Genomic DNA, 22563 nt, shown 5'->3' with positions numbered 1-22563 from the left:
CTTCCCTGCCCGGTGGAATGCTTACGCTTCGACCGAGACGACTTCGCGACCGTTATAGTGGCCGCAGGCGTTGCACAGATTGTGCGGACGCTTCAGTTCGCCGCAGTTCGGGCATTCCTGGAACGACTCGACGCTCAGCGAATCGTGGCTGCGACGCATACCGCGCTTGGAGGGCGTGGTCTTTCTCTTGGGAACTGCCATTTCGGCACCTTTATCACTTGGGTATCGGTTGGTTTCGCCACCAACTGCAAACGCGGCCCTGGCAAGCGCCGGACCGCTTTCACGACCGACGACCCGCCGGACCGGCAGGCAGGCTGGTCGCGAAGCGAGCCGCGCCTATAGCGTTTCTGGCAAAGGTTGCAAGGGAGAAGCCTCAGCGTGCCCCGAGCGCCGCATCGCCGACGAACGGGTTGGTCGCGCGTTCATGGGCAAAGGTACTGCCCGGCCCGTGTCCGGGGACGAAGGCGGTATCGTCGCCGAGCGGCCACAGCTTGGTGACGACCGAATCGATCAGCGCCTGATGATCGGACAGCGGAAAGTCGGTGCGGCCGACCGATCCGCGGAACAGCACGTCGCCGACCAGCGCGAATTTCGTCGCCGCATGGTGGAAGACGACATGGCCCGGCGTATGGCCCGGCGTCTCGTACACCGCGAACACCGCCTCGCCGACCGTGACCGTATCGCCCTCGACCAGCCAGCGGTCAGGCTCGAACGGCACGCCGTTCAGGCCCCAGTTGCGCCCGTCCTCGTCCAGCCGCGCGATCCAGAAGCGGTCGGCCTCGTGCGGGCCCTCGATCGGCACGCCCAGTTGGTCGGCGAGCGGCTTCGCCTCGCCGCAATGGTCGATATGGCCGTGGGTCAGCAGGATCTTCTCGACGGTCACGCCGTGCTGCTGCGCGGCGCGCAGCAGTTTCGGCAGGTCGCCGCCGGGATCGACGAAGGCGCCGCGCATCGTCTTCGTGCACCAGATCAGGGTGCAATTCTGCTGGAGCGGCGTCACCGGCACCACGGCCGCGCGGATGGGGGAAGGAGTCATGACCCTCTCCATATCGCCGATCGCCGCGCACCAAAACCGGGGGCATGCTTAATCGTGCGTACAGAAAAGCCGCGCGGCGATACTTGCCCCCGGGGCGGGGACGCGGCAAGCGGGCGGAATGTTCGATACCGACCGGCCCTTCGTGCTGCTCGACGATGCCCGGCCGGGGGGCAGCGCGCGGCTCTTCCGCGATCCCGAGCGCGTGATTCGTGCCGATACGGCGCAAGCCGTCGGCCCGGCGCTGGACGCGCTGGCGGCGGCACGCGATGCGGGCAAGGCGGTGGCGGGGTTCCTGCGCTATGACGCGGGCGCGGCGCTGGTGCCGGGCACGCCCGCGCGCGACGGCGACGGGCCGTTGCTGTGGTTCGGGGTGTTCGACGGTGCCGGTACGATCGACGCCGCCGCCGCGCTGCCCGATCCGGCGGGGGCGTGGATCGGGCCGATGGTGCCCGACATCGACGCCGCGACCTATCGCGCGCAGTGCGAGGCGGTGCTCGAACTGATCGCGGCGGGCGACCTGTATCAGGCGAACCTGACCTTCGGCGCGCGCGCGGCGGTGGCGGGCGACCCGCGCGCGCTCTATGCCGCGATCCGTGGCCATGCGGCGGCGGGGCATGGCGCGTTGGTGTGGACCGGCGCGGAATGGCTGCTGTCCTTCTCGCCCGAGCTGTTCTTCGCGATCGGCGGCGATACGATCTCCGCCCGCCCGATGAAGGGCACCGCCGCGCGCGACCCCGATTCCGTGCGCGATGCCGCCGCCGCGCGGGCGCTGGCCGCCGATCCCAAGCAGCGCGCCGAGAATCTGATGATCCTCGACCTGATGCGCAACGACCTGTCACGGGTGGCGGTGGCGGGCAGCGTGACCGTGCCCGAGCGGTTCGTGGTCGAAACCTATCCGAGCGTGCACCAGATGGTGTCGTCGGTCACGGCGCGGCTGCTGCCCGGCACGGACGCGGGCGATGCCATCCGCGCGCTGTTCCCCTGCGGATCGATCACCGGCGCGCCCAAGCGGCGGGCGATGCAGGCGATCGATGCGATCGAGGGGCGCGCGCGCGGCATCTACACCGGTGCGATCGGTGCGATCGATGCCGACGGCGACGCCCGGTTCAACGTGGCGATCCGCACGCTGCACCTGTCCGACGGCGCGACCCATGCGACGCTGGGGCTGGGATCGGGCATCGTCGCCGATTCGGTGCCCGGCGACGAATGGCGCGAATGCCTGACCAAGGCGCGGTTCCTCGACCTGCCCGCCCCCCGGTTCGACCTGATCGAGACGATGGCGTTCGATCCGGTGACGGGGATCGCGCTGCTCGAACGGCATCTGGCGCGGATGCGCGCGAGCGCGCAGGCGTTGGGCTTCGCCTTCGACCGGCATGCGACCCGCAACGACTTGCAGGCGGCGACCTTCCGCCTGCGCGAGCCGGCGCGCGTCCGGCTGCTGCTGTCGCGCAGCGGCGCGAGCGCGATCGAGGTCACGACCCTGCCGCCCGCACCGGCGGGGCCGGTCGCCGTCGCGCTCGCCCCCCTGCCGCTGGGGACACGCGACCTGCGGCTGGCGCACAAGACCAGCGACCGGCGCTTCTGGCCCAAGCCGCCGCCGGGCTGTTTCGAGACGGTGTTCGTGACGCCCGACGGCCATGTGACCGAGGGCAGCTTCACCTCGGTATTCGTCGACGGCGGCGCGCAGTTGCTCACCCCCCCGCTCGCGCAGGGGCTGCTGCCCGGCGTGTTGCGCAGCGAATTGATCGCGCGCGGCGATGCGGTGGAAATGCCGCTGACCCCGGCCGATCTCGCGCAAGGATTTTACATCGGCAACGCGGTTCGCGGACTGATTCATGCGCGGCTGGTTGCGGAAAGCGGCTCGCCCGTCTAAGCGGCGCGCATCTTTTCCAAAGCATCGGACGTCCCATGAAGCCCTCCGCCGCGCTCGACCGCATCAATCCGTCGCCCACCCTCGCCATCACGTCGAAGGTGCTGGAGCTGAAGCGGCAGGGCGTCGACGTGATCGGGCTGGGCGCGGGCGAGCCGGATTTCGACACCCCCGACTTCGTCAAGGAAGCCGCGATCGAGGCGATCCGCGCGGGCAAAACGAAGTACACCAACGTCGACGGTACCCCCGAGCTGAAGGACGCGATCGCCGCCAAGTTCAGGCGCGACAACGGCCTGACCTATGCGCCGAACCAGATCAGCGTGAACGTCGGCGGCAAGCACACGCTGTTCAACGCGCTGGTCGCGACCATCGACGCGGGCGACGAGGTGATCGTGCCCGCGCCCTATTGGGTGAGCTACCCCGACGTCGTGCAGTTCGCGGGCGGCACCCCGGTGTTCGTCGCGGCGGGTGCGGCGCAGAACTACAAGATCACGCCCGAACAGCTGGAAGCCGCGATCACCGCGCGGACCAAGTGGGTCATCCTCAATTCGCCGTCGAACCCGACCGGCGCGGGCTATACCCGTGACGAGCTGCGCGCGCTGGGGCAGGTCATCGAGCGGCACCCGCATGTCTGGGTGTTCGCCGACGACATGTACGAACACATCGTCTATCCGGGCTTTGAATTCGCCACCATGGCGGAGGTCAACCCCGGCCTGTACGACCGCACGCTGACGGTGAACGGCTGTTCCAAGGCCTATGCGATGACCGGCTGGCGCATCGGATACGCAGGCGGCGCGGCATGGCTCATCAAGGCGATGGCCAAGCTCCAGTCGCAGTCGACCTCGAACCCCTGCTCGATCGCGCAGGCCGCCGCCGTCGCCGCGCTGAACGGCGACCAGTCGTTCCTGGCGGAGCGCAATGCCGCGTTCCAGCGCCGCCGCGACATGGTGGTCGCCGAACTGAACGCCATCGAAGGCGTCACCTGCCCGACGCCGGAAGGCGCGTTCTACGTCTATCCCGACGTGTCGGGGCTGATCGGCAAGGCGACGCCGGGGGGCAAGCGCATCGCCACCGACGAGGATTTCGTCGGCTATCTGCTGGAGGATGCGAAGGTCGCGGCGGTGCAGGGTGCCGCCTTCGGCCTCTCGCCCGCGATGCGGATCAGCTACGCCACGTCGGACGAACTGTTGCGCGAGGCGTGCGCGCGGATCCGCACGGCGTGCGACGCGCTGAAGTAACGCCGAAGAAACGATCCTGTCGGAACGGACTATTAGCGTTTCGGGAATAGTCGTCGGCGCTTCAGCCATCCTGAGGCGCGCTTGCTCGATCTGTCCACCTTGTATGTCATGGTATCGTTCGCCTCGATCATCGCCGGGGTCGTCCATGTCATTCCATGGGCGACCGGGCGATTCGGCCGATGGGCGGCGTGGTGGGGATTCGGCCATGTCCTGCTCGGGCTGACGTCCTCGGTCGCGCTGTTCCGCAATGCGGGCGCGCCCTATATCATCGGGTGGATCGGCAACCCGCTGGCCATCTTCGCCTATGCCGCGATCTTCATCGGCATGCGCAGTTTCGCGCGGCCGGATGCGCGCAACCGGTCGCTGCTGATCGCCGCGGCGGTCGGTACGATCCCGCTGCTGCTGTCGACCGATCCGGCGGCGGTCGGATCGCGGGTCGGCTATCTGTGCGTCGTGCACGCGCTGTTCGACGGCGCGACCGCGCTTGCCGCATGGCGGGTAGCGCGGCGCGAATCGCTGCATACCGGATGGATCGTGCTCGCGCTGTTCCTGCCGACCGTGCCGCTGTTCCTGTACCGCGCCGCCTATGCATTCCAGGGCGAGGTCGGCACGAAGCTGACCGGCCCGCAGGGGGGAACCGCGGCGTGGCTGGTGGCGGTCATCATCTCGTTCGTGCTGTTTCGCGGATTCGCGCTGTTCGCGCTGGAGGCCGAACGCGGGCAGCAGCATCTGGCCCGGCTGGTCGAGCGCGACGCGCTGACCGGCGCCTATAACCGCACCGCATTCGACCGGCTGCGCAAACGCTGGCGGGGCGAGGGCGCGGTGCTGGTGATCGACCTCGACCTGTTCAAGCAGCTGAACGACCGCTGCGGCCATGCGGCGGGGGATGCCGCGCTCGGCATCGCTACCCGGGTCGCGCAGGAGGTGCTGGCCGCGGGCGGCAGCGTGTTCCGCTGGGGCGGCGACGAGTTCGTCGGCGTGCTGCCCGGCGCGGACCACGCCGCGGCGGCGGCGGCGCGGGCATGCATCACGCGGCGGTTCGACGCGGCGGTCCGCGCCGTGGCGCCCGACGACCTGCCGATCAGCGTCAGCATCGGCACCGCGTGCGGACCGTTGGCCGAGATCGGGCGACTGACGGCCGAGGCGGATGCCGCGATGTACGTCGCCAAACGCGCGCGTCGCGGCGGCGACGAACGGCAACGCAGCGTTGCCGGAACGCACCATCCACACCGCTTGATTTCGCAAGCGCAACATGGTTGAGGCTGTCGCGGTGATGAACGGACGCGCCAGCGCCGGTTCACTCCCGACAGACTATGTCTTGCCGCGAACGAACGGGTGGCCCCTGCCGCCCGGTGGCGCGACCATCCGGTCGCGCGACGGCGGCAAGAGGACGAGGCAGATGACCCAGACGCGCACCGGTTTCCTTCGCCATTTCATCAGCGGCTTCGCTCTCGGCGCGGTCGCGCTGGTCGCGGTGCAGGTCGCCGGGCCGAGCGATGCGAAGACGGTCCATGGCGCACCGGCGGTGGTCGAGCGGATCGGCTGATCTGGCGGGGCGCGCCCGCGCGCCCCATATCGGCGGCCTGACCGAGGAGTCGCCGATGCATCCTGTCGTACCCGCCGCGCTTGCCGCGATCGGCATCGTCGCCGCGCTGAACCTGTCCCCCGCCGCCGCCACCCGCGCGGTGCCGATCCCCACGGTCGCCAGCGACGTGCCGCCCTCCCCCGGCCTGGCCACCGCCGTGCTGGCGGGCGGCTGCTTCTGGGGGATGGAAGCGGTGTTCGAGCAGGTGAAGGGCGTGAAGTCCGTCGCCAGCGGCTATGCCGGGGGCACCCGCGCCACCGCGACCTATGACCAGGTATCGACCGAGCGCACCGGCCATGCCGAGGCGATCCGCATCACCTATGACCCGCGCATCGTCAGCTACGGCACGTTGCTGCGCGTCTATTTCGCGGTCGCGCACGATCCGACGCAGGTGAACGGGCAATATCCCGATTCGGGGCCGAGCTATCGCTCCGCCATCTTTCCGCAGAACGGCGCGCAGAAGCTGACCGCCGTGCGCTATATCGCGCAACTGACGCGGGCGAAGGCGTTCCCCAGGCCGATCGCGACCCGGATCGAGGGCGGAGCCTTCTATCCGGCGGAGGCCTATCATCAGGACTTCGCGCGGCGGAATCCGTCGCATCCGTACATCGTGCGGTGGGACAGGCCGAAGATCGCGGCGGCCAGGGCGGCGTTTCCGGGGTTGGTGGTTTAAGGGAAGGATTCGGGTTCACGCGAAGGCGCGGAGACGCGGAGGAGGCGTGGCGTCCTGCCGTTCCGCGTCAGCGGAACCGTCGTATTCGCCGAACCGTTGCCGAACGACAGTCGCTACGCGACCGGGCAGCGCCGAGCGCAACCCCTCCGCGCCTCCGCGCCTCCGCGCGAACCGATCCTGCTTCTTCTACAGCAACCCCAGCGCCATCAGCTCACCCACGAGCCGCGGCGGGAGTGCGTCCGCGCCGGTGCCCTCGCCGCCGAGATCGGCGGGCGCATCGGCTTCCTCCAGATAGCGCCAGCCCTGATGCGCGCGCTTGGGACGCCCCTCGACCAGCACCAGCTTCGGGCCGAGATGGATCGCCACCCGTCCGCCCTCCGCCTCGCCGAAGCCGAGGATCGGCGAGCGCGCGACCAGCCGGTGCTTCAGGATCCAGAACAGCGAGCCGCCCTCGATCTCGGCCACCCGCTTGGGCAGGTAGCGGGTCGTCAGGAACCCGCCCTCGGCATGGCGCGTCGCCAGCCGCTCGGCGAGCTGTTCGACCGATTCGATGGCGAAGGCGACTTTGGTGAGATGCAGCGGCACGCGGCCCAGATGGGAAGCGCGTCGCCTGCGCTCAACCCGCCAATGCCTATCCCGTCAGCCCGCTGACCGTCGCAAGGCCGAGGAAGACGAGGAACCCCATCGAATCGGTGGTCATCGTGACGAAGATCGACGAGGCGACCGCCGGATCGGCGTTGAACCGGTCGAGCGTCAGCGGCACGAACACGCCCGCGAACCCGGCGATGACGACGTTCAGCAGCATCGCGGTGCCGATCACCGCCCCAAGCTGCGGATTGCCGAACCACAGCGTCACCCCGGTCCCGATCAGCGCGGCGACGGTCGCGCCGTTCATCAGCGCGATCACCATCTCGCGCCTTATCGCGCGCAGCGTGTTCGATTGCGTCAGCTGGTTGGTGGCGAGCGCGCGGACCGTCACCGCCATCGTCTGCGTCCCCGCATTGCCGCCCAGCCCCGCGACGATCGGCATCAGCGCGGCCAGCGTCACCATCCGGTCGATCGTCGCGCCGAACGCGCCGATGATCGTCGCGGGCAGCAGCGCGGTCATCAGGTTGGTGATGAGCCAGCGCACCCGCGCCTTGTACGAATCGCGGATCGGTTCGTTGATGTCGCCTTCGCCCGCACCCGACAGCAGCAGCGCGTCCTCGCCCGCCTCGGCCTGGATGATGTGCACCACGTCGTCGACGGTGATCATCCCGACCAGCCGCCCGGGCGCATCGACGACCGCGGCGGAGATCAGCGCATATTTCTGGAAGCGCAGCGCCACCTCTTCCTGGTCCATGTCGACCGGGATCAGCGTCTGTTCGCGCGCCATCACGTCGGCGATCGCGACCGAGCGGGGGGTGCGGAGAATCCATGAGAGCTGGCAGGTGCCGACCGGCCGGTGGCCCGGATCGACCACGAAGATTTCCCAGAAATCGGTCGTCAGCACCTCGTCCGCGCGCAGATAGTCGAGCGCGTCGCCGACGGTCCAGTGTTCGGGCACCGCGACCAGCTCGCGCTGCATCAGGCGGCCCGCCGATTCCTCGGGGTAGGACAGCGCCTCCTCGATCGCGGCGCGATCGTCGGGGTCGAGCGCGCGCAGCACCGCGCGCTGTTCCGCGTCGTCCAGATCCTCGATGATCGCGACCGCATCGTCGGTGTCGAGCTGTGCCGCAAGGTCGGCGACCTGCGTCGCGGTCAGCGCCGCCACGACCGCGTCGCGCACCCAGTCGTTCATCTCGGCGAGGACGTCGCCGTTCAGCCGCTCGGCGATCGCCGCCGCCAGTGCCGCGCGCTGTTCGCCGGGCACCAGCTCGAACAGGTCGGCAAGGTCGGCGGGGTGCAGCGGTTCGACGAGGTCGCGCACCGCCTCGTCGTCGCCGACGTCGACCGCCTCGCACACCGCGCGGACGAATTCGGGCTTCAGCCGGTCGTCCTCGTCCAGTTCGCTGGTTTCCGCTTCGGGAAGGTCGAGTTCGGTCATCGGCGCAACCCTCCTTCTGGCACGGCTCGTCCGCTGTAGCCATGCTGCACCGCCGTGCCAACGCCCCCTGCGGTTGCCCTTGGGACCGCCAGTCCCTAGCTAGGCCCTCGTTTTCAAGGAGCAACCAATGGCCGATACCCCCTCCACGCTCGTCATGACGCTCGATACCGGCGAAGTGCGGATCAAGCTGCGCCCCGATCTGGCGCCGAACCATGTCGAACGCATCGTCAAGCTCGCCGATTCGGGCTTCTACGACGGCGTGCCGTTCCACCGCGTGATCGACGGATTCATGGCGCAGGGCGGCGATGGCGGTAACGGCAACGGCACCGGCGGGTCGAAGGAACCCAACCTCAAGCAGGAGTTCAATGCCGAACCGCATGTGCGCGGCGTGTGCTCGATGGCGCGGACGATGGACCCCAATTCGGCCAACAGCCAGTTCTTTATCTGCCTCGACGATGCCACCTTCCTCGATCGCCAGTACACCGTGTGGGGCGTGGTCGAGAGCGGCATGGAAGCGGTCGACGCGCTGCCCAAGGGCGAGCCGCCGCGCAACCCGGGCAAGATCGTGACCGCGCGTTCGGAAGCGTAAGGGAAGCCCTTGATTCGTCATTCCCGCGAAGGCGGGAATCCATATCCGCCGACGGTGCGGCTTGACCCTCAGCGTCAGCGTGTATGGACCCCCGCCTTCGCGGGGGTGACGATCCGATCGGATTACTCCGCCGGTGCCCCCAGCGCCTGCACCAGCCAGTCGTGGAACAGCCTCACCGGGCGCTGCTGCAACATGCGCGGGCGGCAGACGAACCAGTGGCTGTAGGTCGATTCGACCGCCCGGTCGAACAACGGCACCAGCCGTTCGTCGCGCGCCGTCTCGAAATGCGATTCGAGCATGAAGGCGACGCCCAGCCCCTGCGCCGCCGCCTCCAGCATCAGTGTGCCCGAATCGAACCGGTCGATCGCGGCGGGTTCGAGGTCGGGGTGCCCCGCGGCATGCATCCAGTCGGCGAAGGTATCGGGCATGTCGCGGTGGATCAGCGCGGTATGCTGCGACAGTTGCGCCGGATCGGTGATCGGCATGCGATCGATCAGCGCGCGTCCGGCGATCGCATAGACCCGGTTGCGATCCAGCCTGCGCGCGTACAGCGCCGGATCGATCGCATGGTCGAGCACGATCGCGACGTCGATCCCCTCGCCCAGCCGCCCGAGGCCATGGTGCGCGGTATCGAAGTCGAGGTGCAGTTCGGGATGCTTGTCGTGCAGGTCGCCCATCCGCGGCATCAGCCGCTGGATCGCGAACAGCGGCAGCACGCCGAGCCGCAGCCGCAGCACCTCGGTCGCGCCCGACATCTGCTCCACCGCGTCGGACAGCGTGTCGAGCGCGCCCGACAGCAGCGACAGCAGCCGTTCGCCGTCGTCGTTCAGTCGCAACGCCTGATGCCGCCGCTCGAACAACGGCTTGCCGATGAAGCGTTCGAGCGCCTGCACCCGTCGGCTGAGCGCGGGCGACGACAGTGCCAGTTCGTCGGCGGCGAGCTTCACCGAGCCCAGCCGCGCGACATGGACGAACGCTTCGATGGCCGTGAGCGGAGGGAGCCTGCGCATCCGTTATCCTGTTGCCGTGTCGTGCATACGCTGCACTGCAAACACCGGTTGCGCAACTATGCTGCGCAGGGTGATTGCATAATCTGCAATCGATATTGAATTCTTCGCACTTGCACAAAAACACGCTGCACCGCACATAGGACGTGCCTTTCAGGCATCCTCTCCTAAAACTTTCCAGGCCGGTCGTTTCGATCGGCCTTTTTTTTCGCCTTGTTCCCGGCCCGCCGCCACCCATCTTCGCCGTTCGTCGCTCTGGACGCATGGGATGAATCGGATGGCAGACAGCGAAACGGGTGGGCGGCGGTTGCAGGTCGCGAACGCGCGGCCCGAGGACAGCGGACGCGGCATCGCCCATCTGCCCCGCTCGGTCATGGCGCTGCTGGGCGTCAACGAAGGCGACGTGGTCGAGATCGTCGGCAAGAAATCCACCCCCGCGCGCGCCGTCGCGCCCTATCCCGAGGACGAGGGGCTGGACATCGTCCGCATCGACGGGTTGCAGCGCGCCAATGCCGCGGTCGGCTCCGGCGATCAGGTGGAGGTGCGCAAGGTCGAATCGCGCGCCGCGACGCGGGTGGTGTTCGCGCCCGCGCAGCAGAATCTGCGGTTGCAGGGTTCGGCCAACGCGCTGAAGCGCACCTTCTTCGGACGCCCCCTCGCGCAGGGCGATATCGTCGCGACCACCGGGCACCAGCGGGTCGACAATCTGTCGCCCGGCGTGCGGCGCTACGTCAACGCACCCGCCTTCTCGCTGCAGGAAATCCGCCTGCTGGTCGTCTCCGCGCAGCCCAAGGGCGTGGTCCATATCGACGAATCGACCGAGATCGAGCTGCGCCCCGAATATGAGGAACCGCGCGAGGCGCGCCGCGCCGACGTGACCTACGACGATATCGGCGGCATGGGCCAGACGATCGACCAGCTGCGCGAGATGGTCGAGTTGCCCTTGCGCTATCCCGAGCTGTTCCAGCGCCTCGGCGTCGATCCGCCCAAGGGGGTGTTGCTGCACGGGCCGCCCGGCACCGGCAAGACCCGGCTCGCGCGGGCGGTGGCGAATGAGAGCGACGCCGAGTTCTTCCTCATCAACGGTCCCGAGATCATGGGATCGGCGTACGGCGAATCGGAAAAGCGGCTGCGCGAGGTGTTCGAGGAGGCGACCAAGGCATCGCCCTCGATCGTGTTCATCGACGAGATCGATTCGATCGCGCCCAAGCGGGGCCAGGTGTCGGGCGAGGCGGAGAAGCGTGTCGTCGCACAGCTACTGACGCTGATGGACGGGCTCGAATCGCGCGCCAACATCGTCGTGATCGCCGCGACCAACCGGCCCGAGGCGATCGACGAGGCGCTGCGCCGTCCCGGACGGTTCGACCGCGAGATCGTGGTCGGCGTGCCCGACGAGCGCGGGCGACGCGAGATTCTCGGCATCCATACCCGCGGCATGCCGCTCGACGAGAATGTCGATCTGGGCGAGCTGTCGCGCACGACCTATGGCTTCGTCGGGGCCGATCTGGCGGCACTGACCCGCGAGGCGGCGATCGATTCGGTGCGGCGGATCATGCCGCGCATCGACCTGTCGGCGGGCACCATCCCGCAGGACGTGCTCGACAGCCTGTCGGTGACGCGCGAGGACTTCGTCGAGGCGTTGAAGCGCGTGCAGCCGAGCGCGATGCGCGAGGTGATGGTGCAGGCCCCGACCGTCCGCTGGGAGGATGTCGGCGGGCTGGACGCGGCGCAGGTGCGGCTGAAGGAAGGCGTCGAGCTGCCGCTGAAGAGCCCCGAGTCGTTCCGGCGGCTGGGCATCCGCCCGGCCAAGGGGTTCCTGCTCTACGGCCCGCCCGGCACCGGCAAGACGCTGCTGGCCAAGGCGGTCGCGCGCGAGGCGGAGGCGAATTTCATCGCCACCAAGTCGAGCGACCTGCTGTCGAAATGGTATGGCGAGAGCGAGCAGCAGATCGCCCGGCTGTTCGCCCGCGCACGGCAGGTCGCGCCGACCGTGATCTTCATCGACGAACTCGATTCACTGGTGCCCGCGCGCGGCGGCGGCATGGGCGAGCCGCAGGTGACGGAACGGGTGGTCAACACCATCCTCGCGGAGATGGACGGGCTGGAGGAATTGCAGTCGGTGGTGGTGATCGGTGCGACCAACAGGCCCAACCTCGTCGATCCGGCGCTGCTCCGGCCCGGGCGGTTCGACGAGCTGGTCTATGTCGGCGTGCCCGATGCGGCGGGGCGCGCGCGCATCCTCGCGATCCAGACGCAGAAGATGCCGCTGGCGTCCGACGTCGATCTGGACGCGGTGGCGCGGCGGACCGAACGCTTCACCGGCGCGGATCTGGAGGATGTGGTGCGGCGCGCGGGGCTGTTCGCGCTGCGCGACGGGCTGGATACGCAGCAGGTGACGATGGCGCATTTCGATGCGGCGCTGGGTGAATCGCGCGCGTCGGTGACGGCGGAGATGGAGGAGGAATATCGCCAGATGTCCGCGCGGCTGAAGCAGGAGGCGCTGGCGATCCAGCCGCTGGGCTTCATCGCGCCGGGCATGGTCGAGGGGCGCGGGCCGAAGGGGTGATCTTCGTCATTCCGGCGCAGGCCGGAATCCATGGATGCGGCAACGTCGCGGTTTTGCCGTGAAGACCCGACACAATGGATTCCGGCCCTCGCCGGAATGACGGCACCTTCGCCCTCCACTCGTCGTACCCGTCCGCCCCCACGCAACCGATCGGCTTGCAAGTTCGTTGCGCTTTTGCGACGACGCGGTGACACCGGGTGCGACAGCACCATCCTTCGAGGATTTCCATGACGACGAGTTCCACCACCGCGACCCGACGAAAGCCGCGCGGTGTTCCTTCGCCGGCGGGCATTTTCCTGCGCGGGTTCGTGAAGCATCCGGTGATGGTGGGATCGGTCATCCCCTCGTCGAACAAGCTGATCCGCAAGATGCTGGCGCCGATCGACTGGTCGGCGGCGAAGGTCGTGGTGGAATATGGCCCCGGCGTCGGCACCTTCTGCCGCCCGATCCTCGAACGGCTCAGCGCCGATGCCAAGCTGATCGTGATCGACACCAATCCCGATTTCATCGCCTATCTGAACGCGACGATCCTCGATTCGCGCTTCTTCGCGGTCCATGGTTCGGCGACCGACGTCGAGCGGATCGTCGCCGAGCACGGCCACGACCATGCCGACTATGTGCTGTCGGGCCTGCCCTTCTCGACGCTGCCGCCCGGCGTCGGCGACCGGATCGCCGCCGCGACGCAGGCGGTGCTGCGCACCGGCGGGGCGTTCCTCGTCTATCAGTTCAATCCGCGCGTGCGCGACTTCCTCGACCGGCAGTTCCCCCGGATCGACCATGACATGGAATGGTGGAACGTCCCCCCCGCCCAGCTGTGGTGGGCGTGGAAGGATTGAGCAGCCGCCGCAAAATTGTTGCGGCGCGCTAACGACTTTCACCGGTGCCATGCGTTAGTGGCGCAATGGCTTCCGATCCCACCGCCTGGCTGAACGCCGTCGGCACCGCCACGCCGGGGCACGATATCCACCATGCCTTCATCGGCTGGGCGCGGGAACGCCTGCCCCGGCGCGAGGCGCGGCTGTTCGACCGGATGGTCGAGCGGGCCGGGATCGGCCATCGCTGGTCGGTATTGCCCGAAAGCGCCAACGGCGGATCGCCGGTCGCGGCGGGCGGCTTCTATGCCGATGCGATGCCCGGCACCGCCGCGCGGATGCGGATCTATGCCGATGCCGCCCCCGCCCTTGCCATCCGCGCGGTGGAGGCGCTGGGGGAACAGGTCGCGCTGGACGGGATCAGCCATCTGGTCGTCGCCAGCTGCACCGGCTTCGTGGCCCCCGGCATCGACCAGAAGATCGCCGCGCGGCTCGGCCTCTCCCCTTCGGTCGAGCGGCTGCTGGTGGGGTTCATGGGCTGCTATGCCGCGGTCGCCGCGCTGCGCAGCGCGCGCCATATCGTGCGGTCCGAACCCGATGCCCGGGTGCTGGTGGTCACGGTGGAGCTGTCGACGCTGCACCTGCAACCCGCCGTGGCGCTGGAGCCGTTGCTGGCGATGCTCCAGTTCGGCGACGGCGCGGCGGCGGCACTGGTCAGCCGGGACGCGACCGGCTTCGCGATCGACGCGCCGTTCGCCGCGACGCTGCCCGATTCGGCGGAACTGATCCGCTGGGACATCACCGACGCCGGATTCGCGATGCATCTGTCGGGCGAGGTGCCGGGCCGGATCGCGACCGCGCTCACCGACCCCGGCTTCGCCGCCGCCGCGACCGGCGGGGCGGCACCCGCCAGCGTCGACGGCTGGGCGGTGCATGCCGGGGGCCGTTCGATCCTCGATGCGGTCGAGCGCAGCCTGTCGCTCGGCCCCGATGCGCTGGCGGCGTCGCGTGGCGTGCTGGCGGCGAACGGCAACATGTCGTCGGCGACGCTGATGTTCGTGCTGGCGGCGATGCTGGCGGGGCCGCGCGTCGAACGCGGCGTCGCGCTGGCGTTCGGGCCGGGGCTCGCCGCCGAAGGGTTCGCGTTCCGGAGCGCGGCATGAGCTTTCCGCGCGCGGTGGATGTCGAGGAGGCGATGGACGCCCCCGATCTCGATCCCGCCGTCTATGCCGCGGTGCTGCGCGATCTCGCGCGGGTCAACACCGTCACCATGGCGGCGCGCCCGACGATCGGCTTCCTCGATTCGCTGGCGCTGCGCGGGCAGCGGCTCAAGCTGCTCGACGTGGGGTTCGGCGACGGCGACATGCTGCGCCGCATCGCGCGCTGGGCGGCGCGGCGGGGGGTGGCGGCGGAACTGCACGGCATCGACCTCAATCCCCGCAGCGAAGCGATCGCCCGCGCCGATACGCCCGCCGACATGGGCATCACCTATCGCACCGGCGACTATGCCGATCTGGCGGGCGAAGGCTGGGACGTGATCGTCTCCAGCCTCGTCGCGCATCACATGACGCACGCGCAGCTGGTCGCGTTCGTGCGGTTCATGGAGGAAGAGACGTGGCGCGGCTGGCTGGTCAATGATCTCCACCGGCACCGCTTCGCGCATCGGGGCTATCCGCTGCTCGCGCGGATCATGGGCTGGCATCCGATCGTGCGCGCCGACGGGACGCTGTCGATCGCGCGGTCGTACCGCCCCGACGAATGGGTGCCGATCCTCGCGCAAGCGGGCGCGGCGCAAGCGCGGGTGGTGCGCCGTTTCCCCTTCCGGCTATGCGTCGAACGACGGCGCTGATCGCGGGCGGCGGCCCGGCCGGGGCGGTCGCGGCGGCGCTGCTGGCGCGCGGCGGCACCGACACGCTGGTGATCGAGCGGACCCGCGAGACGGGCGATGCGCTGTGCGGCGGTTTCCTGTCGTGGCGCACGCTGGAGACGCTGGCGCAGGTCGGCGTGGACGCCGGGACGCTCGGCGGGCAGGTCGTGCGGCGGGTGACGATCCATGTCGGCGGACGGCGGGCGGAGGCGGCGCTGCCTGCCCCTGCGATCGGGCTGTCGCGGCGGCGGCTCGATACGCTGCTGCTGGCGCATGCCGCGGCACAGGGCGCGGGCGTCGAGCGCGGCGTGGCGATCCGATCGGCGGAGGGACGCACGCTACGGTTGGCCGATGGCGCGACGGTCGCGGGCGAGACGCTGTTCCTCGCCACCGGCAAGCAGGAACTGCGGGGGCTGGCCCGCGATGCGACGCGCGAGGCCGATCCGGCCATGGGGGTGCGGGTGCGGCTTGCCCCCTCGCCGCGCCTTGCCGCCCTGGTCGGCGATGCGATCGAGCTGCATCCGTTGCGCGGCGGCTATGCGGGCATCGTGTTGCAGGAGGACGGCAGCGCCAATCTGTGCATGGCGGTGCGGCGGTCGCGGTTGCAGGCGGCGGGCGACCTGCCCCGGCTGCTGCACGTCCTCGCGGCGGAGGCACCGCAACTGGGCGAGCGGCTGGCCGAGCTGGCACGGGGCCAGGCGATCGATGCCGTCGCCAACGTGCCCTATGGCTGGCGGACGGCGCGGACGCTGCCGGGCGTGTTCCGGCTGGGCGATCAGGCGGGGGTCATCCCGTCGCTGGCCGGGGAAGGCATGGGGATCGCGATCGCCAGCGGGATGCGTGCGGCGAAGGCCGCGCTGGCGGGCGGCACGGCGGAGGCGTTCCAGCGCGATCTGGCGCGGGCGCTGCGACGCCCGCTGGCGGTCGCGGGGCTGCTGCGTGGCGTGGCCGAGCGGCACGGCGCGGCGCTGCTGGTCGGCGGGGCGGTGCCGGGGCTGACCGACCGGCTGGCGCGCTGGACGCGGATCGGCGCATAGCCCTGCTGCAATCCGACCGCTTCCGTCGTCATTCCCGCGCGACAGGAAGGTCATGCTCCGTTCAGCCGGTCGCGCCTACCGCGCCTGCTTTCCATGGTCGCGGGGCGGCGGGGCTTGTGCCCGACGGGGTCCGCGCGGTATCCGGCGCATCTGCATGGCACGCTCCCCGAAACGCACCCCCAAGCGGCCCGCCGCGACCCCCCGCTGGCGGCGCATCCTGCGCTGGGTGCTGGGGATCGGTTTCGCCGTCGCGCTGATCGGCGCGATCGCGCTGGTCGTCGCGGTCTATAACGCCAAGGCGAACCTGCCGAGCTTCGACCAGCTCAAATCCTCGCCCAACGGCCAGATGATCCGGGTGCGCGCCGCCGACGGCACGATCCTGGTGTCGATCGGCCCGAGCTATGGCGAATGGATTCCGTACAGCGAGATTCCGCCGGTGATGCGCGACGCGATGGTCGCGGTGGAGGACCGGCGGTTCCGCTCGCACTGGGGCGTCGATCCGGTGGCGCTGGCGCGCATCACCAAATTCGCGATCGAGACGCGCGGCACCGGGCGGCGGTTACAGGGCGCATCGACCATCACGCAGCAGGTGGCGCGCACCATCTTCCTGTCGAACAGCTATACGGTCGGGCGCAAAATCCTCGAGGCGATCCTTGCGCTGGCGCTGGAGCGTAAGTTCAGCAAGGACCAGATCCTCGAACTCTATCTCAACAAGGTCTATTTCGGCGGCGGGGCGTACGGCATCGACGCGGCGTCGCGGCGCTTCTTCAACCATCCGGGCAGCGAGCTGTCGCTGTCCGAGGCGGCGGTGATCGCCGGGCTGGTCAAGGCACCGTCGCGCTATTCCCCGACCGCCGACGCCGAGGCGGCGGTGGGCCGCGCGGGCGTGGTGCTGAAACTGATGCAGGAAACCGGGGCGATCAGCGCCAGCGAGGCGATGGACGCCGACCCGGAGGCGATCAAGCTGGCGCCCGAGCCGCAGCAGAACAGCGTGCGCTATTTCACCGACTGGGCATTGCCGCAGCTCGAGACGCTGATCGACGAGACCGAGGCCCCGCTCGACGTGTGGACCACGCTCGATCCGGCCATGCAGCAGAGCGCCGACACCGCGATCCGCGCCAACGCCCCGGCGGGGACGCAGGGGGCGCTGGTCGCGCTCGACCGCGACGGGGCGGTGCGCGCGATGGTCGGCGGCAAGGATTACGTGTCCTCGATCTACAACCGCGCGACGCAGGCGACGCGCCAGCCGGGGTCGGCGTTCAAGCTGTTCGTGTACCTCGCGGCGCTGGAGGCGGGGATGAACCCCGACAGCCAGGTGCAGGACGCGCCGATCACGATCGACGGGTGGAGCCCGCGCAACAATTCGCGCCGCTTCAGCGGGCAGGTGTCGATGCGCACCGCCTTCGCCTATTCGCTCAATACGGTCGCCGCGCGGCTGGGGCAGCAGGTCGGCTTCGGCACGGTCGCCGACATGGCGCGCCGCTTCGGCATCACCACCCCGGTCGATACCCGTCCGGCGATGGTGCTCGGCACGTCGGACGTGCGGCTGATCGACATGACCCGCGCCTATGCCTCGGTCGCGAGCGGCGGCACGGCGGTGGTGCCCTATGGCATCACACGGGTGACGGCCAACGGATCGGTCATCTACCAGCATCAGGTGGACAGCTCGCGCGTGCTGGTCGCGCCCTATGTCGCGCAGCAGATGACCGACCTGCTGCAGACGGCGGTGAACACCGGCAGCGGGCGCGCGGCGCAGATCGGGCGGCCGGTCGCGGGCAAGACCGGCACGACCACGTCGAACAAGGACGGCTGGTTCCTCGGCTTCTCCTCCGGGATCACTACCGGCGTATGGATGGGGCGCGACGATGCCAAGACCGTCGGCGGGTTGCAGGGCGGCACCGCCCCGGCCCGCGCCTTCGCCGCGTTCATGCGGCAGGCGGTGGCCAGCCGCCCGGTCGAGGAGTTCGATACCAAGGTGACGCTGCCCGAATGGCAGGAGGAACCCGACGCCGAGAGCTATTACGGCCAGCCCGACGACCAGGTCTATGTCGATCAGGACGGCAATCCGGTGCCGCCGCCGCAGCAGCAGGGCCCGCGCGCCGCGCCCGAGGACGGCGAGGCGCCCGAGGAGCCGGGCACGGTGCAGCGCGTCCCCGACGAACAGCTCGACCAGGACTGGATCGACCGGGCGCTGGGTCGGAGCCCGCGCGGCGATGCCGCCCCGCCGCCGCAACCGCGCCGGGCACCGCCGCCCGAGCGGCGCGCGCCCGAGCGCCCCTATGAGGAGGAACCGCGCCCGTACCAGTGAAGCTGCGCGCCGTGCGTGCGCAGCCAGCGGCGGGCGGCGGCGGGATCGCCCTCGAACAGGTCGGCGACCAATGCGTGGAAGGCGGGGCCGTGGTGCATGTGAACCCGGTGCGCCACCTCGTGCGCGGCGGTCGCGCGGCGGACCGCGACCGGGGCCAACAACAGCCGCCAGCTGTAGCGGATCGCGCCGGTCGCACTGCAACTGCCCCAGCGCGCCCTGGGATCGGCGACCGCCACCTGCGCGACGGTGACGCCGGCCTTCGCGGCATAGTAGGCGGTATCCTCGGTCAGGACGCGCAGCGCCTCGCGGCGGAGCCAGCGTTCGATGCGGGCGGCGAAGGCTTCGGGCGGGCCGCCGCAAAGCAGGACAGCTTGCAGCGTGCCGAAGCCTTGCTCCCGACCGTTCGTGTCGAGCACAGTCGAGACACCGTGCGCAGCGCCTGTGGCACGTCCCTCGACTGCGCTCGGGAGGAACGGGGTTGGTGGTGCGGGATCGGCCGGAACGCGCGCAACCTGCATCCTGTCACCCCCTTCTTCGCCGGAAGGTCGGAGGATCGGTGTGCGCGACGCCCCTGCATCCCACACCAGCCGCACCGCCCGCCCCGCGACCGGCAGCACCGCGCCATCGACGAACGGCCGCCCCTCGGGCAGCGCTGCGCGCCGGGCGGCGATCCAGTCGGCCTTCTCGCGCGCCCATGCCTCCGCCTTCGCCAGCGGCATGCGGCGCGGCACCGTCAGCCGTACCCGACCGGTGGCGGGATCGATCGACAGCCGCATCACCTTCGCCCGCGGGTTGCGGACGACCTCGACCCCCTCGATCACAGCACCCGGTCGGTCAGGTGATCCTCGATATCGCCGACATCGACCTCGCTGACCGTCCAGCCGCGGGTCGATTGCCCGGCGGCGTGCACGCTCTCGCGGTCGCCGCTGTTGAGATAATGCCAGTCGGGCAGCGGCTCGCCGTTGGCGCGCAGGCGATAGGCGCAGGTCGAGGGCAGCCATTCGATCTGCGCCACATTACGCGCGTTCAGCCGGACGCATTCGGGGACATAGGCATGGCGGTGGCGATAGTCGCTGCACTGCCCCATCCGCCGGTCGAGCAGCTTGCACGCGACATTGGTCGCATGGACCTCACCCGTATCCTCGTCCTCCAGCTTGTGCAGGCAGCATTTGCCGCACCCGTCGCACAATGCCTCCCACTGCGCGCGGTCGAGCCGGTCGAGCGGCACGTCCTCCCAGAAGCGCCCGCCGCTCATCGCACCCACTTCGCCAGTTCGGCGGCGACCGCCTGCGCATTCTCGTCCTGCGGCAGCAGCGCGACCGGGCGCACCTGCGGGTCCATCAGGATCGCGGTGCGGTTGTGGTCCATCAGATATTCCGACGCGCCGGGCGGCTGCGACTTGGCATAGGTGACGCCGTACGCGCGCGCGGCATCGGCGATCGCCTGGGGACTGCCGGTCAGCCCGACCATGCGCGGGTGGAAGGCGGCGACGTACTTGCCGACGACGGCGGGCGTATCGCGCTCGGGATCGACGGTGACGAACACCGGCACGACCTTTGCCCCGAGGTCGGGCGAGTCCTGCTCGAACGCCTTGAGGCCCGCCGCGATCGTCTGGAGATCGACCGGGCAGACGTCGGGGCAATAGGTATAGCCGAAATACATGATCCGCCACCGGCCCGCGAAATCGGTGTCGCGCACCACCTGGCCACGCCCGTCGGTCAGCACGAACGGGCCGCCGATGCGCGCGCCCGAGAGCGGCGGCGTGGCGGGCGGTTCGCCGCCCCCGCCACAGGCGACGAGGCCGAGCGCGAGCACGGGGGCAAGGATACGCAGGATGGTGTTCATGGCATTGCCAGCCATGATCTGATAGGCGCATCCATGCAAGCCGTGCCTGTATTCCTGCCCGATGGAGTTGCCCCGATGTCGCCGATCCGTGTCCTGTTCGCCGCCGCGCTGCTGCTGCCCGGCGTTGCGCACGCGCAGCAGCAGTCGCCCAGCTACACCTTCCTGAAGGCGGTGCGCGAGGAAGACGGCAACAAGGTGAACGACATCCTCGGCCAGCCCGGCCAGACGATCATCAACACCAAGGACCGCACGACCGGCGAGGCGGCGCTGCACATCGTCGCCAAGAGCGGCAACCTGACCTATCTGCGCTTCCTGCTGGCCAAGGGGGCGAACCCCAATATCCAGGACAATCGCGGCAATACCCCGGCGATCTATGCGGTCGAATCGGGGTCGGTCGAGGCGATCAACGCGCTGGCGGCGCGCAAGGCGAACCTGAACCTCGGCAACGCCAGCGGCGAGACGCCGCTGATCCGCGCGGTGCAGCTGCGCAACCCCGACATGGTCCGCGCGCTGGTGGCGGCGGGCGCGAACCCCGATCAGGCCGATGTGATCGCGGGCATGTCCGCCCGTGAATATGCCAGGCGGGATACGCGGACGCCGGTGCTGCTCAAGCTGATCGACGAGGCACCGGCCGCGAAGCCCAAGGCGGCGGTGGCTGGCCCGAAGCTGTAGGGAACCTGTTTGAAAACGTGCATGTCGCACGTTTTACGGTACCGGCCCGCTCCCCCACGGGTCCCAGCAAAGTAGTATTTTGCTGGGCTACCCCCACGGGTCCCGGCAAAGTAGTACTTTGCTGGGCTACCCCCACCCGGCCACCCACAGGGTACACTCGATGGGTGGCCGGCTGGCGGAGCGGGCAGGCACCGCACGAAACTCGCCCTTCGGCGAGTTTCCGAACGGACCCTGAGGAACCTGCCGGGCGGACGCATGCCGCCCGGCAGGCACGATCAGAACGGCACGTCGTCGTCGAGATCGTCGCCGAAGCCGCCGCCGAAATTGCCGCCGCTCTTGTTGCCGCCCGAGTTGTAGCCGCCGCCGCGCGACGATCCGCCGCGGTCGCCGCCGCCCGACGATCCGCCGCCGAAGTCGTCGTTGCCCCAGTCGCCGCCGCTGCGGCCACCGCCGCCGCCGCTACCGCCGCCCTGGCCGCCGCCGGGACCGTCGAGCATCGTCAGCACCGAATTGAACCCCTGCAGCACGATTTCGGTGCTGTACTTGTCCTGGCCGTTCTGGTCCTGCCACTTGCGGGTCTGGAGCTGGCCCTCGATATAGACCTTGCTGCCCTTGCGCAGGAACCGTTCGGCGACGTTGGCGAGGCCTTCGTTGAAGATCGCGACCGAATGCCATTCGGTCTTTTCCTTGCGCTCGCCGGTGTTGCGGTCCTTCCACGATTCCGACGTCGCGATGCGCAGGTTCACCACCTTGCCGCCGTTCTGGAACGAGCGCGATTCGGGATCGCGGCCGAGGTTGCCGACCAGAATGACCTTGTTGACGCTGCCTGCCATGCCGTTTCTTGTCCTTGGAGATTGGGGGGCGCCGGCGAAGCGCCCGTCAGTCGCCGTCCCTACTATGTTCCGCCCCCACGGTAAACGCATCGATCGCGGCCCATCCGGCGATGCCGAACGGGCGCAGCGTCGCGGCACGGGCAGGCGTCATCCCGCCGAGCGCGATCACCGGCAGCCGCGTGCCCCGCACCAGCAGGCCGAAGCGTATCCGCCCCAGTGCCGGGGCACCGGGATGCGAGCGGGTGGCGAACACCGGCGAGACGAAGATCGCGTCCACCCCGGCCCGCTCGGCGGCGATGCGTTCGGGGATGCTGTGGACGGGACGGGTCGCCAGCCCCCTGCCGCGCCGGGCGCTGCGGCCATGCACGCCCCCGGCGCGCGCCAGCGACGGTCCCGCCACCAGCAGCACCAGCCGCCGGGCACGCGCGATCCGCCGGACCGCCGCGAACAGCGCACGGCGTTCGGCCGCGGGCGTGGCATAGTGGCGGAACACCACCCCGCTGCCGCGCGGCAGGGCGGCGAGCGTCGGCAGCAGCGCATCGCCGATCCGTTCGTCGGTCATCAGCCAGCGGCGCGGCAAAGGGTGGCGGGGAGGCATG

Annotated in this window: 23 protein-coding genes; 13 read left to right on the top strand and 10 right to left on the bottom strand. The window is 69.7% G+C overall.

Annotation, left to right across the window (positions count from 1 at the left end; genetic code table 11):
* Nucleotides 1–21: 21 nt before the first annotated feature.
* Nucleotides 22–201 carry a 50S ribosomal protein L32 gene (rpmF, locus tag ABLE43_RS11555; RefSeq protein WP_110153286.1) on the bottom strand — a complete coding sequence of 60 codons (180 nt, stop codon included), beginning with the start codon at nucleotides 199–201 and terminating at the stop codon, nucleotides 22–24.
* 172 nt (nucleotides 202–373) lie between these two features.
* Nucleotides 374–1036, bottom strand: coding sequence for an MBL fold metallo-hydrolase (locus ABLE43_RS11550; RefSeq protein WP_348978659.1), 663 nt, complete (start codon nucleotides 1034–1036; stop codon nucleotides 374–376).
* Nucleotides 1037–1154: 118 nt separating this feature from the next.
* On the opposite strand from ABLE43_RS11550, the gene pabB reads away from it, so the two are divergent.
* The 5 genes from pabB to msrA all read left to right on the top strand — a co-directional run bounded on the left by pabB (nucleotide 1155) and on the right by msrA (nucleotide 6402).
* Nucleotides 1155–2909, top strand: coding sequence for an aminodeoxychorismate synthase component I (pabB, locus tag ABLE43_RS11545; RefSeq protein ID WP_348978658.1), 1755 nt, complete (start codon nucleotides 1155–1157; stop codon nucleotides 2907–2909).
* Nucleotides 2910–2944: 35 nt separating this feature from the next.
* On the top strand, nucleotides 2945–4144 hold the full coding sequence (locus ABLE43_RS11540) for a pyridoxal phosphate-dependent aminotransferase (protein ID WP_348978657.1): 1200 nt from the start codon (nucleotides 2945–2947) through the stop codon (nucleotides 4142–4144).
* A gap of 81 nt (nucleotides 4145–4225) precedes the next feature.
* A complete protein-coding gene (locus tag ABLE43_RS11535) occupies nucleotides 4226–5404 on the top strand; it encodes a GGDEF domain-containing protein (RefSeq protein ID WP_348978656.1) in 1179 nt (392 codons plus the stop codon).
* A gap of 139 nt (nucleotides 5405–5543) precedes the next feature.
* Entirely contained in the window at nucleotides 5544–5690 is a 147-nt protein-coding gene (locus ABLE43_RS11530) for a hypothetical protein (RefSeq protein ID WP_348978655.1), read from the top strand.
* 55 nt (nucleotides 5691–5745) lie between these two features.
* On the top strand, nucleotides 5746–6402 hold the full coding sequence (gene msrA / locus ABLE43_RS11525) for a peptide-methionine (S)-S-oxide reductase MsrA (protein ID WP_348978654.1): 657 nt from the start codon (nucleotides 5746–5748) through the stop codon (nucleotides 6400–6402).
* A 186-nt stretch (nucleotides 6403–6588) separates the two neighbouring features.
* Here msrA and ABLE43_RS11520 read toward each other — a convergent pair whose 3' ends face one another.
* Entirely contained in the window at nucleotides 6589–6987 is a 399-nt protein-coding gene (locus ABLE43_RS11520) for a DUF1489 family protein (RefSeq protein WP_348978653.1), read from the bottom strand.
* Nucleotides 6988–7033: 46 nt separating this feature from the next.
* Nucleotides 7034–8428: a magnesium transporter gene (mgtE, locus tag ABLE43_RS11515; RefSeq protein WP_348978652.1), complete on the bottom strand. Its 1395-nt coding sequence runs from the start codon at nucleotides 8426–8428 to the stop codon at nucleotides 7034–7036.
* Between the two features lie 127 nt (nucleotides 8429–8555).
* On the opposite strand from mgtE, the gene ABLE43_RS11510 reads away from it, so the two are divergent.
* Nucleotides 8556–9017 (top strand): peptidylprolyl isomerase, encoded by a 462-nt coding sequence (locus ABLE43_RS11510; protein ID WP_348978651.1) that lies wholly within the window; start codon nucleotides 8556–8558, stop codon nucleotides 9015–9017.
* Between the two features lie 122 nt (nucleotides 9018–9139).
* On the opposite strand, the gene ABLE43_RS11505 is transcribed toward ABLE43_RS11510, so the two are convergent.
* Nucleotides 9140–10027 (bottom strand): LysR substrate-binding domain-containing protein, encoded by an 888-nt coding sequence (locus ABLE43_RS11505; protein WP_348978650.1) that lies wholly within the window; start codon nucleotides 10025–10027, stop codon nucleotides 9140–9142.
* 274 nt (nucleotides 10028–10301) lie between these two features.
* On the opposite strand from ABLE43_RS11505, the gene ABLE43_RS11500 reads away from it, so the two are divergent.
* From ABLE43_RS11500 to ABLE43_RS11475, 6 genes are all read left to right on the top strand, one after another.
* A complete protein-coding gene (locus tag ABLE43_RS11500; protein WP_348978649.1) occupies nucleotides 10302–12590 on the top strand; it encodes a CDC48 family AAA ATPase in 2289 nt (762 codons plus the stop codon).
* A gap of 227 nt (nucleotides 12591–12817) precedes the next feature.
* Entirely contained in the window at nucleotides 12818–13426 is a 609-nt protein-coding gene (locus ABLE43_RS11495; RefSeq protein ID WP_348978648.1) for a class I SAM-dependent methyltransferase, read from the top strand.
* Nucleotides 13427–13491: 65 nt separating this feature from the next.
* On the top strand, nucleotides 13492–14565 hold the full coding sequence (locus ABLE43_RS11490; RefSeq protein ID WP_348978647.1) for a type III polyketide synthase: 1074 nt from the start codon (nucleotides 13492–13494) through the stop codon (nucleotides 14563–14565).
* Nucleotides 14562–15251 carry a methyltransferase domain-containing protein gene (locus ABLE43_RS11485; protein ID WP_348978646.1) on the top strand — a complete coding sequence of 230 codons (690 nt, stop codon included), beginning with the start codon at nucleotides 14562–14564 and terminating at the stop codon, nucleotides 15249–15251. The genes ABLE43_RS11490 and ABLE43_RS11485 overlap by 4 nt, the downstream gene beginning before the upstream one ends.
* Nucleotides 15230–16306: an NAD(P)/FAD-dependent oxidoreductase gene (locus ABLE43_RS11480; protein WP_348978645.1), complete on the top strand. Its 1077-nt coding sequence runs from the start codon at nucleotides 15230–15232 to the stop codon at nucleotides 16304–16306. The genes ABLE43_RS11485 and ABLE43_RS11480 overlap by 22 nt, the downstream gene beginning before the upstream one ends.
* A gap of 154 nt (nucleotides 16307–16460) precedes the next feature.
* Nucleotides 16461–18614, top strand: a complete 2154-nt coding sequence (locus ABLE43_RS11475) for a transglycosylase domain-containing protein (protein WP_348978644.1) — start codon at nucleotides 16461–16463, stop codon at nucleotides 18612–18614.
* On the opposite strand, the gene ABLE43_RS11470 is transcribed toward ABLE43_RS11475, so the two are convergent.
* Genes ABLE43_RS11470 through ABLE43_RS11460 form a run of 3 tightly spaced genes read right to left on the bottom strand, consistent with a single transcriptional unit; the run spans nucleotide 18584 to nucleotide 20459 of the window.
* Nucleotides 18584–19435, bottom strand: a complete 852-nt coding sequence (locus tag ABLE43_RS11470) for a M48 family metallopeptidase (RefSeq protein ID WP_348978643.1) — start codon at nucleotides 19433–19435, stop codon at nucleotides 18584–18586. The genes ABLE43_RS11475 and ABLE43_RS11470 overlap by 31 nt on opposite strands.
* Complete coding sequence (locus ABLE43_RS11465; RefSeq protein ID WP_348978642.1) at nucleotides 19432–19869, bottom strand: YcgN family cysteine cluster protein; 438 nt, start codon at nucleotides 19867–19869, stop codon at nucleotides 19432–19434. The genes ABLE43_RS11470 and ABLE43_RS11465 overlap by 4 nt, the downstream gene beginning before the upstream one ends.
* Nucleotides 19866–20459 carry an SCO family protein gene (locus ABLE43_RS11460; RefSeq protein ID WP_348978641.1) on the bottom strand — a complete coding sequence of 198 codons (594 nt, stop codon included), beginning with the start codon at nucleotides 20457–20459 and terminating at the stop codon, nucleotides 19866–19868. The genes ABLE43_RS11465 and ABLE43_RS11460 overlap by 4 nt, the downstream gene beginning before the upstream one ends.
* A gap of 75 nt (nucleotides 20460–20534) precedes the next feature.
* Here ABLE43_RS11460 and ABLE43_RS11455 point away from each other — a divergent pair, with 75 nt between their 5' ends.
* Nucleotides 20535–21131 carry an ankyrin repeat domain-containing protein gene (locus tag ABLE43_RS11455; RefSeq protein WP_348978640.1) on the top strand — a complete coding sequence of 199 codons (597 nt, stop codon included), beginning with the start codon at nucleotides 20535–20537 and terminating at the stop codon, nucleotides 21129–21131.
* Between the two features lie 275 nt (nucleotides 21132–21406).
* On the opposite strand, the gene ssb is transcribed toward ABLE43_RS11455, so the two are convergent.
* On the bottom strand, nucleotides 21407–21964 hold the full coding sequence (ssb, locus tag ABLE43_RS11450; protein WP_348978639.1) for a single-stranded DNA-binding protein: 558 nt from the start codon (nucleotides 21962–21964) through the stop codon (nucleotides 21407–21409).
* Nucleotides 21965–22010: 46 nt separating this feature from the next.
* Nucleotides 22011–22562, bottom strand: coding sequence for a thiamine phosphate synthase (locus tag ABLE43_RS11445; RefSeq protein WP_348978638.1), 552 nt, complete (start codon nucleotides 22560–22562; stop codon nucleotides 22011–22013).
* Between the last annotated feature and the right edge of the window lies 1 nt (nucleotide 22563).

The organism is Sphingomonas silueang (assembly GCF_040049155.1).
GTDB classification, from domain to species: domain Bacteria; phylum Pseudomonadota; class Alphaproteobacteria; order Sphingomonadales; family Sphingomonadaceae; genus Sphingomonas; species Sphingomonas silueang.
This window is presented reverse-complemented; position numbering and strand designations above follow the sequence as displayed.

Coding starts and splice junctions, on each gene's coding strand:
- rpmF (WP_110153286.1), bottom strand. CDS start 201: ATGGCAGTTCCCAAGAGAAAGACCACGCCCTCCAAGCGCGGTATGCGT.
- ABLE43_RS11550 (WP_348978659.1), bottom strand. CDS start 1,036: ATGACTCCTTCCCCCATCCGCGCGGCCGTGGTGCCGGTGACGCCGCTC.
- pabB (WP_348978658.1), top strand. CDS start 1,155: ATGTTCGATACCGACCGGCCCTTCGTGCTGCTCGACGATGCCCGGCCG.
- ABLE43_RS11540 (WP_348978657.1), top strand. CDS start 2,945: ATGAAGCCCTCCGCCGCGCTCGACCGCATCAATCCGTCGCCCACCCTC.
- ABLE43_RS11530 (WP_348978655.1), top strand. CDS start 5,544: ATGACCCAGACGCGCACCGGTTTCCTTCGCCATTTCATCAGCGGCTTC.
- msrA (WP_348978654.1), top strand. CDS start 5,746: ATGCATCCTGTCGTACCCGCCGCGCTTGCCGCGATCGGCATCGTCGCC.
- mgtE (WP_348978652.1), bottom strand. CDS start 8,428: ATGACCGAACTCGACCTTCCCGAAGCGGAAACCAGCGAACTGGACGAG.
- ABLE43_RS11510 (WP_348978651.1), top strand. CDS start 8,556: ATGGCCGATACCCCCTCCACGCTCGTCATGACGCTCGATACCGGCGAA.
- ABLE43_RS11505 (WP_348978650.1), bottom strand. CDS start 10,027: ATGCGCAGGCTCCCTCCGCTCACGGCCATCGAAGCGTTCGTCCATGTC.
- ABLE43_RS11500 (WP_348978649.1), top strand. CDS start 10,302: ATGGCAGACAGCGAAACGGGTGGGCGGCGGTTGCAGGTCGCGAACGCG.
- ABLE43_RS11495 (WP_348978648.1), top strand. CDS start 12,818: ATGACGACGAGTTCCACCACCGCGACCCGACGAAAGCCGCGCGGTGTT.
- ABLE43_RS11490 (WP_348978647.1), top strand. CDS start 13,492: ATGGCTTCCGATCCCACCGCCTGGCTGAACGCCGTCGGCACCGCCACG.
- ABLE43_RS11485 (WP_348978646.1), top strand. CDS start 14,562: ATGAGCTTTCCGCGCGCGGTGGATGTCGAGGAGGCGATGGACGCCCCC.
- ABLE43_RS11480 (WP_348978645.1), top strand. CDS start 15,230: ATGCGTCGAACGACGGCGCTGATCGCGGGCGGCGGCCCGGCCGGGGCG.
- ABLE43_RS11475 (WP_348978644.1), top strand. CDS start 16,461: ATGGCACGCTCCCCGAAACGCACCCCCAAGCGGCCCGCCGCGACCCCC.
- ABLE43_RS11465 (WP_348978642.1), bottom strand. CDS start 19,869: ATGAGCGGCGGGCGCTTCTGGGAGGACGTGCCGCTCGACCGGCTCGAC.
- ABLE43_RS11460 (WP_348978641.1), bottom strand. CDS start 20,459: ATGAACACCATCCTGCGTATCCTTGCCCCCGTGCTCGCGCTCGGCCTC.
- ABLE43_RS11455 (WP_348978640.1), top strand. CDS start 20,535: ATGTCGCCGATCCGTGTCCTGTTCGCCGCCGCGCTGCTGCTGCCCGGC.
- ssb (WP_348978639.1), bottom strand. CDS start 21,964: ATGGCAGGCAGCGTCAACAAGGTCATTCTGGTCGGCAACCTCGGCCGC.
- ABLE43_RS11445 (WP_348978638.1), bottom strand. CDS start 22,562: ATGCCTCCCCGCCACCCTTTGCCGCGCCGCTGGCTGATGACCGACGAA.